The organism is Streptomyces sp. NPDC048001, from assembly GCF_043203115.1.
GTDB classification, from domain to species: Bacteria; Actinomycetota; Actinomycetes; order Streptomycetales; family Streptomycetaceae; genus Streptomyces; species Streptomyces sanyensis.
In genome coordinates, this window is sequence record NZ_JBIDBN010000013.1 from 169,409 (window position 1) to 184,582 (window position 15,174).

Genomic DNA, 15,174 nt, shown 5'->3' on the forward strand with positions numbered 1-15,174 from the left:
CGGCCCGCACCCCCCTAGAGTCGGGGCATGGCAGACACCCTGAGCCTGGACGAGGTCGAGGCCGTCGCACGCGAGGCGCACGCCGGGCAGACGGACAAGTCCGGACGCCCCTACGCCGAGCACCTGGCCGCCGTCGCCGACGGGGTCCGCGCCCGCGGCGGGAGCGAGGAGCAGATCGCCGCGGGCTGGCTGCACGACGCGATCGAGGACGACCGCCTCAGCCGCGCCTGGCTGGAGGCGGCCGCCCTGCCGCGGTCCGTGAAGGACATGGTGCTCGCGCTGACCAGGGAGAGGGGCGAGGAGCCCGCCGCGTACGCCGCGCGGGTCCTCGCCGTCCCCGGGGCGCTGCTGGTCAAGGAGGCGGACCTGGCCCACAACACCGATCCGGGCCGCCTCGCCGAGCTGGACCTCCCGACCCGGACGCGCCTGGCCGAGAAGTACGCCACGACCCGGCGCCTGCTCGGGCTGCCTCCGGGGTGACCCGCGGGCGGCCGTGCGGGCCGCCCGCCCACCCCGGTCAGCGGTCACCGGGCCGGAGGTCCGAGACGTCCCGGCGGAAGGCCCACCGCAGCTCGGGCTCGGTCACCGGGCGCAGCAGGCGCCGTACCGGGGGCGTGCACAGCAGCGTCACCGCGACGGCCATCCCCGCGCTGAGCACCACCAGGCCGACGGGGCCGCCCAGCCAGGGGTTGGCGTCGAAGAAGCCGAGCCAGTCGCCGGCCTTGGCGAGGAACCCGTGCAGCAGATAGCCGCAGATCGTTCCCGCTCCCAGGGATGTCATCCAGGTGCGCCGGGCGGGCACCCAGGCGAGGAACACGGCCGTGAGCACGACCGCGGCGCCGAAGAGGCCGAGCACCATGGCGACGCCCTGCCACCAGGGGACCCCGATCTCCTGGATGCTGCTCGACCGGAAGAACCAGTCCAGCCCGACCCTGGGCGCGGCCCAGTACGCGAGGGCGGCGGTGGCCGCCAGCAGCGGCAGGCTCATCAGCCGCACCTCCGGCCGTCGCACCATCTGGAAGTGCTCCGGTCCGAGGGCGAGCCCGAGGACGAAGAACGGCAGGAACTGGAGCACCCGCTGGAGGTTCAGATCTGCTCCGATGCCGGGTGTGAGCGCGGCCGCCACGGCGATCGCGAGGGCCACCGGGAGGGGCCGGCGCACGATCCGCCACAGCGGGGTGGTGAGCCGCCAGACGAAGAGCGCGGCCAGGAACCACGTCAGGTAGTAGGGGTCGAGAAGGGTGACGGGCTGGTCGGGGTTGTGCCCGGACCAGCGGGCGAACAGGGAGTACGCCACCTCGAAGACCGCATAGGGCAGGGCGATCCCGGTGAGCAGCCGCCGCAGTTGCCGGGGCCTGCCCTGGTAGCTGCGCGAGAAGTAGCCCGAGACCAGGATGAAGGCCGGCATGTGGAAGGTGTAGACGATCATGTAGAGGGCGCGGGCCGCCCGGCTGCCGTCCATGACCGGCTCCCAGGCGTGGGCCACCGCCACCAGCACGATCGCCAGGTACTTGGCGTTGTCGAAGAAGGGGTCGCGACCCGTTTCACCGGAGGGCTCGCGGCCCGGTGGCGAGGGGGAGTTCCGGCCACCTGCCGCAGAGGCCGGGGTGGTTGCCCGGGGCGTTGCAGGGGCGGTTTCCGGCTCCCCGGTGTCCAGGGCGGCCGCTCTCCGGGATGCGTGCGCAGCGTGGAACATCCACGGCACCCTAGCCATGGGGAACGGGCGGGGGAAACACGTCGAGGGCTTCGCGGAGGAGGCCAACAGGGCAGCTTTGTGTCCGGCTTTGACCGGTCAAAGGCGCCCGAACGGAACATTCCGTCGGGGCCTCGCGGTGCGGAGGCCCTCACGGCCCGCGACTCCTCGGAGTTCCTGTGGACGGCCGGTGAGGGCCTGGAAACGAAGCGGCCGGTACATCTCCCCTTTTCCGCCCCGGAGGTCGGTCGCCCGGCGTGTCGGGCCCCGGGCGAGGGTGCCGCGCCCCGGGCGGTGGCGTGATCGTGACGTCGGCGATTCACCACCCGGCCCCGGGGGCAGGGAGGTTGATGGCACCATGGGTGCCGTCGGGGGCGTGCCGGGCCGCGTGCCCCCGGGCCGGCAAGGCGGACCGACCGAGGGTGTGATCAGTGTGGCCATTTCGCTGTCTGTGGTGGTGCTGTTGTTGGTCATCCTGGTGGTGATGATCCGCGGCGGTTCGATCAAGCCGGGCCCGGCCCTCGTGGCGATCCTCTTCGGCTTCTTCCTGGCCTCGACGGGCATCGCGCCGTCGATCAACAGGTTCATGAACTCGCTGGCCGAGACGATCAACCAGATAACCTTCTGACGCGGCCGGGCGGCCCTCCCGGCTCCGGTCCCCGCCGTGCCCCACCCCACCCCGCCCCGGGCGACTCCGTCGCGCCGGGGCCGCCCGCGTTGCCCGGCGGGACCCCGCCGGGCAACGCGGCGTCCCCTCGGCGCAGACGCCTCAGGGCCAGGCCGGAGGATGATCCTCTGACCTGGCCCTGAGCCATGGAGAGCGGGCGACGGGAATCGAACCCGCGTAGCTAGTTTGGAAGACTAGGGCTCTACCATTGAGCTACGCCCGCACGGAGTGCGCCGCAGGCGGCGAGCGCCTGGACACGAGAAGCATCGTAGCGGGTCATCGGTGCCCGGCGCACACACCTTTGCGCGGCGCCGGACGAACAGGCCGACCAGGCGTCCCGGGGCATGTACCCTACGGTTCGCACCGACGGGGTGTGGCGCAGCTTGGTAGCGCGTCCGCTTTGGGAGCGGAAGGTCGTCGGTTCGAATCCGGCCACCCCGACCAGCAAGATCACGTTGTGAGGGCCCTCCTGCTTGCCGTTACTATGCAAGCTGCGTGCCCGTGTGTCTGATGTGCCGGGCCCGATCCGCTGAGCCGCCGGTTCCCGGCGCCAGCTGAACCCCTAGATGTCAGCCACCAAGGAGACCGAACCGTGAAGAGCGCCGTGGAGACCCTGAACCCGACCCGGGTTCGGCTCACTGTCGAGGTGCCCTTCGAGGAGCTCAAGGACAGCCTCGACGCGGCGTACAAGAAGATCAACCAGCAGGTCACCGTCAAGGGCTTCCGCAAGGGCAAGGTCCCGGCCCGAGTGATCGACCAGCGGTTCGGCCGTGGTGCGGTGCTGGAGGAGGCCGTCAACGACGCCCTCCCCAAGTTCTACACCGAGGCGGTCAACGAGGCGGAGATCAACCCGCTGGGTCAGCCCGAGGTCGACATCACCGAGCTGAAGGACGGCGAGACGCTGAACTTCACCGCCGAGGTCGACGTCCGCCCGGCCGTCGAGATCCCGGACTACTCCGGCATCGAGGTCACCGTCGACGCCGTCGAGGTCACCGACGAGGACGTCGAGAAGGCCGTCGAGCAGCTGCGTGAGCGCTTCGCGTCGACCAACCCGGTCGAGCGCGCCGCCGCCGAGGGCGACGTCGTCACCATCGACCTGGAGGCCAAGGTCGACGGCGAGGTCCTGCCCGACGGCGTGGCCAACGGCGTGTCCTACACCATCGGTTCCGGTGAGCTGCTGGACGGCGTCGACGAGGCCGTCACCGGCCTGGAGGCCGGCGGCGAGGCCACCTTCACCTCGCAGCTGAAGGGCGGCTCCGCCGAGGGCAAGGACGCCGAGGTCACCGTCAAGGTCACCGCCGTCGCCGCCCGTGAGCTGCCGGAGCTGGACGACGACTTCGCCCAGCTGGCCTCCGAGTTCGACACCCTCGAGGAGCTCAGGGCGGACAGCCGCAAGCGCCTGGAGAACACCAAGCAGTACGACCAGGCCACCCAGGCGCAGGAGCGCGTCCTGGAGGAGCTGCTGAAGCTGGTCGAGGTGCCGATCCCCGAGAAGCTCCTCGAGGACGAGGTCAACACCCGCAAGCACAACCTGGAGCACCACCAGCTGGGCCAGATGGGCCTCACGATCGACAAGTACCTGGAGATCCAGGGCAAGTCGGCCGAGGAGTTCGACACCGAGACCCGTGAGCAGGCGGTCAAGGGCATCAAGACCCAGTTCATCCTCGACGAGCTGGTCAACAAGGAGAAGCTGAACGTCAACCAGGAGGAGCTCACCGAGCACCTCATGCGGCGTGCCGCCTCCTCCGGCATGAGCCCGGACCAGTTCGCCCAGGCCGTCGTCGAGGGCGGCCAGGTGCCGATGCTCGTCGGCGAGGTCGCCCGCGGCAAGGCGCTGGCCGTGGTCGTCGAGGCCGCCAAGGTCACCGACACCAACGGCGAGGTCGTCGACCTGGACGAGGACGAGGACGAGGCGTCCGAGGAGAAGGCCGAGGCCTCCGCCGAGGACGCCGCGAAGACCGAGGGCTGAGCCTCCTCCCCAGGGGCCTGAGCCCCGCTCCGGCCGTGGACGGGCTCCGGACGCCGCAGGGCGTCCGGAGCCCGTCTGCCGTAGGCCCCGGGCCCTAGCTTGCGCTCCCAGCGAACAGTTCGGGAACCGGGATGGCTCTGTCCGACCTGCGCGTTAGGGTCCATGGGTACGAGGGCAGGCAAGTCCCCGCCCCCCGGTACGAAGACGCTGAGACGGCCGCAGCCGTCAGAGACGAGCAGGTGGACACGTGACGAATCTGATGCCTTACGCCGCCGGCGAGCCGTCCATCGGTGGTGGCCTCGGCGACCAGGTCTACAGCCGGCTGCTCGGCGAGCGCATCATCTTCCTCGGCCAGCAGGTCGACGACGACATCGCCAACAAGATCACGGCGCAGATGCTGCTCCTTGCCGCCGACCCGGAAAAGGACATCTACCTCTACATCAACAGCCCCGGCGGTTCGGTGACGGCGGGCATGGCGGTCTACGACACCATGCAGTACATCCCGAACGACGTCGTCACCATCGGCATGGGCATGGCGGCCTCCATGGGCCAGTTCCTGCTGACCGGCGGCGCCCCGGGCAAGCGCTTCGCCCTGCCGAACACCGACATCCTCATGCACCAGGGGTCGGCCGGCCTCGGCGGTACCGCCTCGGACATCAAGATCCAGGCCGAGTACCTGCTCCGCACCAAGAAGCGCATGGCGGAGATCACCGCCCAGCACTCCGGCCAGACGGTCGAGGCCATCATCCGCGACGGCGACCGCGACCGCTGGTTCACCGCGGAGGAGGCCAAGGACTACGGCCTCATCGACGAGATCATCTCCGCCGCCTCGGGCGTGCCCGGCGGCGGCGGCACCGGCGCCTGAGCCGCCCCGCCCGCCCCGCCCGCCTCGTCCGAGCCCGCAGAACGCCACCAGGATGGTGAACACCCACATGAGCAACTTCTCCGCGAGCGGTCTCTACACCGGTCCGCAGCCGGACAACCGCTACGTCGTCCCGCGCTTCGTCGAGCGCACCTCGCAGGGCGTGCGCGAGTACGACCCCTACGCGAAGCTGTTCGAGGAGCGCGTGATCTTCCTCGGCGTGCAGATCGACGACGCCTCCGCCAACGACGTCATGGCGCAGCTGCTGTGCCTGGAGTCGATGGACCCGGACCGCGACATCTCGATCTACATCAACAGCCCCGGCGGCTCGTTCACCGCGCTGACCGCCATCTACGACACGATGCAGTTCGTGAAGCCGGACATCCAGACCGTCTGCATGGGCCAGGCCGCCTCCGCCGCCGCCGTCCTGCTGGCCGCCGGCACCCCGGGCAAGCGCATGGCGCTCCCGCACGCCCGTGTGCTGATCCACCAGCCCTCCTCGCAGACCGGCCGGGAGCAGCTCTCCGACCTGGAGATCGCGGCCAACGAGATCCTGCGCATGCGCGAGCAGCTGGAGGAGATGCTGGCCAAGCACTCCACCACGCCGATCGAGAAGGTCCGCGACGACATCGAGCGCGACAAGATCCTCACGGCCGAGGACGCCCTCGCCTACGGGCTCGTCGACCAGATCGTCTCGACCCGCAAGAGCGCGGCCGCAGCGGCCGCCTGACCGCGTCCGGCGCCCTTGGCGCGGTGCACGTCCATGTGAACCGTGCCAAGGGGGGCCCGAACGGGGGGCCAGGCAAGGTACCGTCGGATATGAGGCACCAGGAGCGGCCGAACCACGCTGCTCCCAGGCGAAGGGGAAGCACCTCGTGGCACGCATCGGTGATGGCGGCGATCTGCTCAAGTGCTCGTTCTGCGGCAAGAGCCAGAAGCAGGTGAAGAAGCTCATCGCAGGGCCCGGGGTGTACATCTGCGACGAGTGCATCGACCTCTGCAACGAGATCATCGAGGAGGAGCTCGCGGAGACCTCCGAGGTCCGCTGGGAGGAACTGCCCAAGCCCCGTGAGATCTACGAGTTCCTGGAGAGCTACGTCGTCGGCCAGGAGCCGGCCAAGAAGGCGCTCTCCGTCGCGGTGTACAACCACTACAAGCGCGTCCAGGCCGGGGAGAACGGCGGCGCGCAGGGCCGGGACGACGCGATCGAGCTCGCGAAGTCCAACATCCTGCTGCTGGGCCCCACGGGCTCCGGCAAGACACTGCTCGCCCAGACGCTCGCCCGGATGCTCAACGTCCCGTTCGCCATCGCCGACGCGACGGCGCTCACGGAGGCCGGGTACGTCGGCGAGGACGTCGAGAACATCCTGCTGAAGCTGATCCAGGCGGCCGACTACGACGTCAAGAAGGCCGAGACCGGGATCATCTACATCGACGAGATCGACAAGGTCGCCCGCAAGAGCGAGAACCCGTCGATCACCCGGGACGTCTCCGGCGAGGGCGTGCAGCAGGCCCTGCTGAAGATCCTGGAGGGCACCACCGCCTCCGTTCCCCCGCAGGGCGGCCGCAAGCACCCGCACCAGGAGTTCATCCAGATCGACACGACGAACGTGCTGTTCATCGTGGGCGGTGCGTTCGCCGGGCTGGAGCGCATCATCGAGTCCCGCGCCGGGGCCAAGGGCATCGGCTTCGGGGCGACGATCCGCTCCAAGCGCGAGATCGAGGCGAGTGACCAGTTCCAGGAGGTCATGCCGGAGGACCTGGTCAAGTTCGGGATGATCCCCGAGTTCATCGGCCGGCTTCCGGTGATCACCTCCGTGCACAACCTCGACCGCGAGGCGCTGCTGAAGATCCTCGTCGAGCCGCGTAACGCCCTGGTGAAGCAGTACCAGCGGCTGTTCGAACTCGACGGTGTGGAGCTGGACTTCGACCGTCCGGCACTGGAGGCCATCGCCGACCAGGCGATCCTGCGCGGTACGGGGGCCCGGGGGCTGCGGGCCATCATGGAGGAGGTCCTGATGTCGGTGATGTACGAGGTGCCGTCCCGCAAGGACGTCGCCCGCGTGGTCATCACCGCGGACGTCGTCCACAACAACGTCAACCCGACACTGGTCCCGCGGATCGTCAAGGACGAGGGCAACGGCCGCCACGAGAAGAGCGCGTAGGCGCCGCGGCGCACACAGGGGGCGTCCCCCGCTCGGCAGGCTCCGGCGGGGGACGCCCCCTGTGGTGTGCCAAGGGCCGAGGGCCCGCCGTCCAGCCGGTCCGAACGGCCCCGTGCCGAAGGAGCCTCGGGCCGGCGGGCCGCGCCGGACGCACCGGAGCCCCGCCGGCCGGAGCTGTCGGCGGGGCTCTCACGAGCGGAGGGATCAGACCTTGGAGCGGGACTTGGCGTAGTGCTCGGCGGTCAGCTCGGCCAGCTGGTCCAGGTCGAGGCCCTTGCCGCCCGCGACCGCGGCGGACAGGTCGATCGCGTTCACGACGCCGACCGTGCCGTAGTCGGCCCAGATGCAGGTGGGCACCTCGAACTCCTTGGGGCCCTTGGCCATGGTGCCGTCGCCCTCGGCGTTGACGAACTTGATGGACTGGCACTTCATCAGCGCGCCCTCGAAGCCGGCCGGAGTCTTCTCCACGGGGGAGCCGACGGGCTCCACCTCCATGTTCTTGCCCAGCGTCTTGCTCTGGTCCTTCTCGTAGTTGGCGAAGCCCGAGTCGACGGCCTTCTCGGGGTCGGCGACCTCGCCCCACATCCCGGTCAGGCTCATGTTCTTCATCGAGAACGGATTGCTCTTGTCGCCCGAGACGTAGGAGGCCGCCACCATGCTCGGGTCCTTGACGCCCATCGCCCGGGCGTTCGCCTTCTGCTCGTCGTCCAGTGGCGCGGCCTTGTCCGACCCGTCCTTCTCGTAGGCGCCGATCGCCTCCGCGGGGGTGATCCTGTACCCCTTGGTGTCCTCGGACACGGCGGAGTTGCCGCCGCCCCCGCCGATCACGAAGTACGCGCCGACGGCGGCCGCGGCCACCACCGCCACCGCGCCGACGATCAGGGCCGCCTTCCTGCCGCCGCCACCGCCCTGCGGCGGCGGGGCGGGGGCGGGGAATCCGGGCTGGCCGTAGGGGCCGGGCTGCTGCTGTCCGTAGGGTCCCGGCTGGGCGTACGGGCCCGGCTGCTGAGGCTGGCTCCCGTACGGACCGGGCTGCTGGGGCTGGCTCCCGTACGGGCCCGCCTGCTGCGGGTACCCGTAGCCGGGCTGCGGCGGAACACCCTGCGGCGCCTGCTGCGGATAGCCGTAACCCGGCTGCTGGGCCCCGGGCTGCTGCTGCCCGTAGGGTCCCGGCTGGCCGTACGGGCCCGGCTGCTGGGGCTGGTCCCCGTACGGGCCCGGCTGGTTGTGGCTCATCGCGGGTGTCCCCCTCGTGATGCTTGCGTGTCCCCGACATCCTGGCGCACGGGGGAGCGGTCCAGCGAGGCAGGGGCCCGCAGTGTTACCGAAGAATCGTGTTTCAGGACCGCCCCGTGACACCCCTAAACTGGGCCCGTGACCGAGAACACTCAGCATCAGAGCGCGCCCACCACCGAACTGCCGACCCAGTACGCGCCGGCCGACGTAGAGGGGCCGCTGTATGAGCGCTGGGTAGAGCGGGGCTACTTCGAGGCGGACGCGGCCAGCGACAAGCCGCCGTTCACCGTCGTCATCCCCCCGCCCAACGTCACCGGCAGCCTGCACCTGGGCCACGCCTTCGAGCACACGCTCATCGACGCCCTCACCCGCCGCAAGCGGATGCAGGGCCACGAGACGCTGTGGCAGCCCGGCATGGACCACGCGGGCATCGCCACCCAGAACGTCGTCGAGCGTGAACTCGCCAAGGAGGGCAAGTCCCGCCAGGACCTGGGCCGCGAGGCCTTCGTCGAGCGCGTCTGGAAGTGGAAGGGCGAGTCCGGCGGGCAGATCTCCGGCCAGATGCGCCGCCTCGGCGACGGCGTCGCCTGGTCGCGGGAGCGCTTCACCATGGACGAGGGCCTCTCCCGGGCCGTCCAGACCATCTTCAAGCGCCTCTACGACGACGAGCTGATCTACCGCGCCGAGCGCATCATCAACTGGTGCCCCCGCTGCCTCACCGCCATCTCGGACATCGAGGTCGAGTACCAGGACGACGACGGCGAGCTGGTCTCCATGACCTACGGCGAGGGCGAGGAGACGATCGTCGTCGCGACCACCCGCGCCGAGACCATGCTCGGCGACACCGCGGTGGCCGTCCACCCGGACGACGAGCGCTACCGGCACCTGGTCGGCAGGGAGATCCGGCTGCCGCTGACCGACCGCAGCATCCCCGTCGTCGCCGACACCCATGTGGACCCCGAGTTCGGCACCGGCGCCGTCAAGGTGACGCCCGCCCACGACCCGAACGACTTCGAGATCGGCCGGCGCCACGGGCTGCCCTCGCTGACCGTCATGGACGAGCGCGCCGTCATCACCGCCCCGGGCCCCTTCCAGGGGCTGGACCGGCTGGAGGCGCGCTCCGCGATCGTCGCCGCGCTGCGCGCCGAGGGCCGGATCGTCGCGGAGAAGCGGCCCTACGTCCACTCCGTCGGCCACTGCTCGCGCTGCAAGACCACCATCGAACCGCGGCTGTCCCTGCAGTGGTGGGTCAAGGTCGGCCCGCTGGCCAAGGCCGCGGGCGACGCCGTCCGCGACGGCCGGGTGGCGATCCACCCGCAGGAGATGGAGAAGCGCTACTTCGACTGGGTCGACAACCTCCACGACTGGTGCATCTCGCGCCAGCTGTGGTGGGGCCACCGCATCCCCGTCTGGTACGGCCCCGACGGCGAGGTCGTCTGCGTCGGCCCCGACGAGGAGCTGCCGAGCGGCGAGGGCTGGCACCAGGAGACCGACGTCCTGGACACCTGGTTCTCCTCGGGCCTGTGGCCCTTCTCCACCCTGGGCTGGCCGGAGCGGACCGAGAGCCTCGCGAAGTTCTACCCGAACTCCGTCCTGGTCACCGGGTACGACATCCTCTTCTTCTGGGTCGCCCGGATGATGATGTTCGGCCTCTACGCGATGGACGGCACACCGCCGTTCCGCACCATCGCCCTGCACGGCATGGTCCGCGACCAGTTGGGCAAGAAGATGTCCAAGTCCTTCGGCAACGCGGTCAACCCGCTCGACTGGATGGACACCTACGGCTCCGACGCCCTGCGCTTCACGCTGGCCCGCGGAGCCAACCCGGGCGTCGACGTCCCGATCGGCGAGGACTGGGTCCAGGGCTCGCGGAACTTCGCCAACAAGATCTGGAACGCGACCCGCTTCGCCCTGATGAACGGCGCCACCGTGGAGGGCGAGCTCCCGCCCGCCGAGCAGCTGTCGGCCGCGGACCGCTGGATCCTCTCCCGCCTGAACAAGACCGTCGCCGAGGTGGACGCCCACTACGAGGACTTCCAGTTCGCGAAGCTCTCGGAGGCGCTGTTCCACTTCGCCTGGGACGAGGTCTTCGACTGGTACGTCGAGCTCTCCAAGACGACCTTCTTCGCCGGCGGCGAGCAGGCCCGGGTCTCCGGCCGGGTCCTCGGCGAGGTCCTGGACGTGATGCTGCGGCTCCTCCACCCGGTCGTGCCCTTCGTCACCGAGACCCTGTGGACGACCCTGACGGGCCGCGAGTCCCTGGTGATCGCGGAATGGCCCGCCGACAGCGGCTTCCGCGACGAGGACGCCGAGCGGGAGATCGCACTCGTCCAGCAGGTCGTCACCGAGGTCCGCCGCTTCCGCAGCGACCAGGGCCTCCAGCCGGGCCAGAAGGTCCCCGCCCGGATCGCGCTGGACGGCACCGCGCTGGCCCCCCACGAGGCCGCGATCCGGCAGCTGCTCCGCCTCCAGCCGGAGGGCGAGGGCTTCCAGGCCACCGCCTCCCTGCCGGTCGCGGGCGCCACGGTCGCGCTCGACCTGTCGGGCACGATCGACGTCGAGGCCGAGCGCAAGCGCCTGACCAAGGATCTCGGCGCGGCCGAGAAGGAGGTCGCGCAGGCGAACGCCAAGCTGGGCAACGAGGCCTTCCTCGCCAAGGCACCCGACCAGGTGGTGGAGAAGATCCGCACCCGCCTGGCCAAGGCCGAGGCGGAGATCGCCCGGATCACCGGCCAGCTGGCGAACCTGCCGAAGGCCTGAGCCGGCGCACGGGCGGGTGAGGCCCCGGGACCCCCGGGGCCTCACCGCCCCCGCCCCCGCTCCTCCGTAGACTGGTGCCCGTGAGTGAGCATCCCGACCCCTTCGACGAGATCGTCGACGCCGAGACCGACCGCGACCCCGACCTGGCGGTGATCGAGGCCGGCAGCCGCACCCTGCGCGCCACGGCCGGAGCCCCGCAGAGCGACCAGGTGCCCGCCCGGCCCGCCGACCCGGAGGTCGACAAGGCGCTGCGCGAGGTCGAGTCGGAGCTGGCGACACGCTGGGGCGAGACCAAGCTGGAGCCCTCGGTCTCCCGTATCGCCGCACTGATGGACGTGCTCGGCGAGCCCCAGCGCTCCTACCCCTCCCTCCACATCACGGGCACCAACGGCAAGACCTCCACCGCGCGGATGATCGAGGCCCTGCTCGCCGCCTTCGAGCTGCGCACCGGGCGCTACACCTCGCCGCACGTGCAGTCGATCACCGAGCGGATCAGCCTCGACGGCGCGCCCATCGCGCCCGAGCGGTTCGTGGAGACCTACCGGGACATCAGGCCCTACGTCGAGATGGTGGACTCCTCCCAGGAGTACCGGCTGTCCTTCTTCGAGGTGCTCACCGGCATGGCCTACGCGGCCTTCGCCGACGCCCCGGTCGACGTGGCCGTGGTCGAGGTCGGCATGGGCGGCACCTGGGACGCGACCAACGTCATCGACGGCTCCGTCGCCGTCGTCACGCCGATCTCCCTGGACCACACCGACCGCCTGGGCTCCAGCCCGGCGGAGATCGCCGGCGAGAAGGCCGGCGTCATCAAGCCCGGTGCCACCGTGGTGCTGGCGCAGCAGCCGGTGGACGCCGCCCAGGTGATGCTGAAGAAGGCCGTCGAGGTGGACGCCACGGTCGCCCGCGAGGGAATGGAGTTCGGCATCGTCTCCCGGGAGGTCGCGGTCGGCGGCCAGCTGCTGACCCTGCGCGGGCTCGGCGGCGAGTACGACCAGCTCTTCCTGCCCCTGTACGGCGCGCACCAGGCCCACAACGCCGCGGTGGCCCTGGCCGCCGTGGAGGCGTTCTTCGGCGTCGGCGCCGAGCAGGCCCGCGCCCTGGACGCCGACACCGTCCGCCGGGCCTTCGCCTCCGTGGTCTCCCCGGGCCGGCTGGAGGTCGTGCGGCGCAGCCCGACCGTGGTGCTGGACGCGGCGCACAACCCCGCGGGGGCGCAGGCCACCGCCGAGGGGATCACCGAGTCCTTCGGCTTCTCCCGTCTCATCGGCGTCGTCGGCACCAGCGGTGACAAGGACGTCCGGGGACTGCTGGAGGCCTTCGAGCCGATCTTCGCGGAGATCGTGGTCACCCGGAACTCCACCGACCGGGCCATGGACGTCGACGAGCTCGCCGCGCTGGCCGTGGAGGTCTTCGGCGACGACCGGGTGGTGGTGGAGCCGAGGCTGGACGACGCGCTGGAGGCCGCGATCACCCTCGCCGAGGAGGAGTCGGAGTTCAGCGGGGCGGGCGTCCTGGTGACCGGCTCGGTGATCACGGTCGGCGAGGCCCGGCTGCTGCTGGGAAGGGGCTGACCCCGATGCGTACGCTCTGTGCATCCACGCTGATCGGCGAGTTCTTCGTGATCGGGTTCGCCGGGCTGGTGGCGATGAAGGCGGACGGCGCCTCGATGGCCGCGGTCTGGGCGGTCTGCGGCGCCGGGATGTTGCTGTCCCTGCTGCTGTGCGGCATGATCACCCGACCGGGCGGCGTCCAGCTGGGCTGGGCGCTCCAGATCGCGCTGATCGCGGGCGGCTTCGTGGTGCCCGCGATGTTCTTCCTCGGCGTCGTGTTCGCCGGGCTGTGGTGGGCCTCGGTCCACTTCGGCAGGAAGGTCGACGAGGCCAAGGCGCGCTGGGCCCAGGAGGCCTCGGCAGGGCCTGACGCTGCGTGACCGGCGTCGGTCCCGGCCCTGTAGCCTCGGGGGTGCCTGCCGTCCCCAGGTGGGGCCGCAGGCCCTGGACACCGCACATGAAGGAGCCCGCACCGTGAGCCAGCGCACGCTCGTCCTGCTCAAGCCCGACGCCGTTCGCCGCGGCCTGATCGGAGAGATCATCGGCCGTATCGAGGCCAAGGCGGGCTGGAGCGTCGCCGCGCTGGAACTGCGCCGGCTCGACGGGGCCACCCTGGAGCAGCACTACGGAGAGCACAAGGGCAAGCCCTTCTACGAGCCGCTGGTGGCCTTCATGTCCTCCGGGCCGGTCGTCGCCCTGGTGGTCGAGGGCGAGCGGGTGATCGACGGCGTACGCCGGCTGGCGGGCCCCACGGACCCGATCGAGGCGGCCCCCGGCTCCATCCGCGGCGACTACGGCACCATCGTCCGGGAGAACCTGATCCACGCCTCGGACTCCGAGGAGTCCGCCGTACGGGAACTGAAGCTGTTCTTCCCGGAACTCTGAGGCCCGCCGCGTCGGTGAATTCCTGACAAAGCATCAGCCATACAGAGGTCTTGACTTGGGGCGACCGAAGGAATTTCGGTCGCCCCAGGTCTACGCACGGGTATTGCGGGAACGCATGGCTACAAAGCATCGTCACCACATACAGAGGTGGACCAGCGCGCAGTGTCCGTGCCCACGGCACTACGATGTAAGCCTCCACGCCACAGCACCCACCTCGCCATCCTGATTAGCCATCAACGCTCGATTTGGGAAGGCCAGACGCATCCTCATGGGGAACAACATGTCGTTCATCGGCCGTGACATGGCTGTCGACCTCGGGACCGCCAACACGCTGGTGTACGTCAGAGGCCGGGGGATCGTTCTCAACGAGCCGTCCGTCGTCGCGATCAACACCAACACGGGCGGCATTCTCGCGGTCGGAGCCGAAGCGAAGAAGATGATCGGCCGGACGCCCGGCAATATCGTCGCCGTCCGGCCTCTGAAGGACGGCGTGATCGCCGACTTCGAGATCACCGAGCGGATGCTCCGCTACTTCATCCTCAAGATCCACAAGCGTCGCTACCTCGCCCGGCCGCGGGTCGTGGTCTGCGTCCCCTCCGGTATCACCGGTGTCGAGCGCCGTGCCGTCATCGAGGCGTCCACCCAGGCGGGCGCACGCCAGGTGCACATCATCGAGGAGCCCATGGCCGCCGCCATCGGCTCCGGGCTGCCCGTCCACGAGGCCACCGGCAACATGGTCGTCGACATCGGCGGCGGAACCACCGAGGTCGCCGTGATCTCCCTCGGAGGAATCGTCACGGCACAGTCCATCCGGGTGGCCGGCGACGAACTCGACAACGCGATCATCCAGCACATCAAGAAGGAGTACTCGCTCCTCCTCGGTGAGCGCACCGCCGAGAGCATCAAGATCACCATCGGGTCCGCGTACGAGCTGGACAAGGACGAGCACACCGAGATCCGCGGGCGTGACCTGGTCTCCGGGCTGCCCAAGACGGTCGTCATCTCGGCGGCCGAGGTCCGCAAGGCCATCGAGGAGCCCGTCAACGCCATCGTCGACGCCGTGAAGACGACGCTCGACAAGTGCCCGCCCGAGCTCTCCGGCGACGTCATGGACCGCGGGATCGTCCTCACCGGCGGCGGGGCGCTGCTGCGGGGCCTCGACGAGCGCCTGCGCCGCGAGACCGGCATGCCGATCCACATCGCCGAGGACCCCCTCGACTCCGTGGCCCTCGGCTCCGGGAAGTGCGTGGAGGAGTTCGAGGCGCTCCAGCAGGTACTGGACGCACAGCCGCGTCGTTAGGCGTCACGGTGCGCCCCCCGGGGCGCACCCTCCGCCGTACGGGGCAGCGGACCCGACCGGGGGCGACCCGCTCCCGGCCGGCCCGCC

Annotated in this window: 13 protein-coding genes and 2 tRNA genes; 12 read left to right on the plus strand and 3 right to left on the minus strand. The window is 70.4% G+C overall.

The window, feature by feature from the left end:
* The first annotated feature begins 27 nt into the window (after positions 1-27).
* Positions 28-480 carry an HD domain-containing protein gene (locus ACGF15_RS24130; RefSeq protein WP_345610726.1) on the plus strand — a complete coding sequence of 151 codons (453 nt, stop codon included), beginning with the start codon at positions 28-30 and terminating at the stop codon, positions 478-480.
* Between the two features lie 37 nt (positions 481-517).
* On the opposite strand, the gene ACGF15_RS24135 is transcribed toward ACGF15_RS24130, so the two are convergent.
* Positions 518-1,696: an acyltransferase family protein gene (locus tag ACGF15_RS24135; RefSeq protein ID WP_345610723.1), complete on the minus strand. Its 1,179-nt coding sequence runs from the start codon at positions 1,694-1,696 to the stop codon at positions 518-520.
* A gap of 430 nt (positions 1,697-2,126) precedes the next feature.
* Here ACGF15_RS24135 and ACGF15_RS24140 point away from each other — a divergent pair, with 430 nt between their 5' ends.
* Positions 2,127-2,321, plus strand: a complete 195-nt coding sequence (locus ACGF15_RS24140; RefSeq protein WP_345611427.1) for a hypothetical protein — start codon at positions 2,127-2,129, stop codon at positions 2,319-2,321.
* Between the two features lie 191 nt (positions 2,322-2,512).
* Here ACGF15_RS24140 and ACGF15_RS24145 read toward each other — a convergent pair.
* Positions 2,513-2,583, minus strand: a tRNA-Gly gene (locus tag ACGF15_RS24145).
* Between the two features lie 144 nt (positions 2,584-2,727).
* On the opposite strand from ACGF15_RS24145, the gene ACGF15_RS24150 reads away from it, so the two are divergent.
* The 5 genes from ACGF15_RS24150 to clpX all read left to right on the plus strand — a co-directional run bounded on the left by ACGF15_RS24150 (position 2,728) and on the right by clpX (position 7,356).
* Positions 2,728-2,804 (plus strand) — tRNA-Pro (locus ACGF15_RS24150).
* A gap of 148 nt (positions 2,805-2,952) precedes the next feature.
* Positions 2,953-4,329, plus strand: a complete 1,377-nt coding sequence (gene tig, locus ACGF15_RS24155) for a trigger factor (protein WP_345610719.1) — start codon at positions 2,953-2,955, stop codon at positions 4,327-4,329.
* Between the two features lie 259 nt (positions 4,330-4,588).
* The gene (locus tag ACGF15_RS24160) at positions 4,589-5,194 is read left to right on the plus strand and encodes an ATP-dependent Clp protease proteolytic subunit (RefSeq protein ID WP_256523390.1); all 606 of its coding nucleotides are present in this window, start codon (positions 4,589-4,591) and stop codon (positions 5,192-5,194) included.
* Positions 5,195-5,246: 52 nt separating this feature from the next.
* The gene (locus ACGF15_RS24165; RefSeq protein WP_256523124.1) at positions 5,247-5,921 is read left to right on the plus strand and encodes an ATP-dependent Clp protease proteolytic subunit; all 675 of its coding nucleotides are present in this window, start codon (positions 5,247-5,249) and stop codon (positions 5,919-5,921) included.
* A gap of 145 nt (positions 5,922-6,066) precedes the next feature.
* Positions 6,067-7,356: an ATP-dependent Clp protease ATP-binding subunit ClpX gene (clpX, locus tag ACGF15_RS24170; RefSeq protein ID WP_256523123.1), complete on the plus strand. Its 1,290-nt coding sequence runs from the start codon at positions 6,067-6,069 to the stop codon at positions 7,354-7,356.
* 204 nt (positions 7,357-7,560) lie between these two features.
* On the opposite strand, the gene ACGF15_RS24175 is transcribed toward clpX, so the two are convergent.
* The gene (locus ACGF15_RS24175; RefSeq protein WP_345610710.1) at positions 7,561-8,592 is read right to left on the minus strand and encodes a hypothetical protein; all 1,032 of its coding nucleotides are present in this window, start codon (positions 8,590-8,592) and stop codon (positions 7,561-7,563) included.
* Positions 8,593-8,730: 138 nt separating this feature from the next.
* Between ACGF15_RS24175 and ACGF15_RS24180 the strand changes: the two genes are divergently transcribed.
* From ACGF15_RS24180 to ACGF15_RS24200, 5 genes are all read left to right on the plus strand, one after another.
* A complete protein-coding gene (locus ACGF15_RS24180; protein ID WP_392801862.1) occupies positions 8,731-11,352 on the plus strand; it encodes a valine--tRNA ligase in 2,622 nt (873 codons plus the stop codon).
* An 80-nt stretch (positions 11,353-11,432) separates the two neighbouring features.
* A complete protein-coding gene (locus ACGF15_RS24185; RefSeq protein WP_362611418.1) occupies positions 11,433-12,923 on the plus strand; it encodes a folylpolyglutamate synthase/dihydrofolate synthase family protein in 1,491 nt (496 codons plus the stop codon).
* 5 nt (positions 12,924-12,928) lie between these two features.
* Positions 12,929-13,282, plus strand: a complete 354-nt coding sequence (locus ACGF15_RS24190; RefSeq protein WP_345610703.1) for a DUF4233 domain-containing protein — start codon at positions 12,929-12,931, stop codon at positions 13,280-13,282.
* Positions 13,283-13,376: 94 nt separating this feature from the next.
* Positions 13,377-13,787, plus strand: a complete 411-nt coding sequence (gene ndk, locus ACGF15_RS24195; RefSeq protein WP_345610700.1) for a nucleoside-diphosphate kinase — start codon at positions 13,377-13,379, stop codon at positions 13,785-13,787.
* Positions 13,788-14,067: 280 nt separating this feature from the next.
* Positions 14,068-15,087 (plus strand): rod shape-determining protein, encoded by a 1,020-nt coding sequence (locus ACGF15_RS24200; RefSeq protein ID WP_256523389.1) that lies wholly within the window; start codon positions 14,068-14,070, stop codon positions 15,085-15,087.
* Positions 15,088-15,174: the final 87 nt, after the last annotated feature.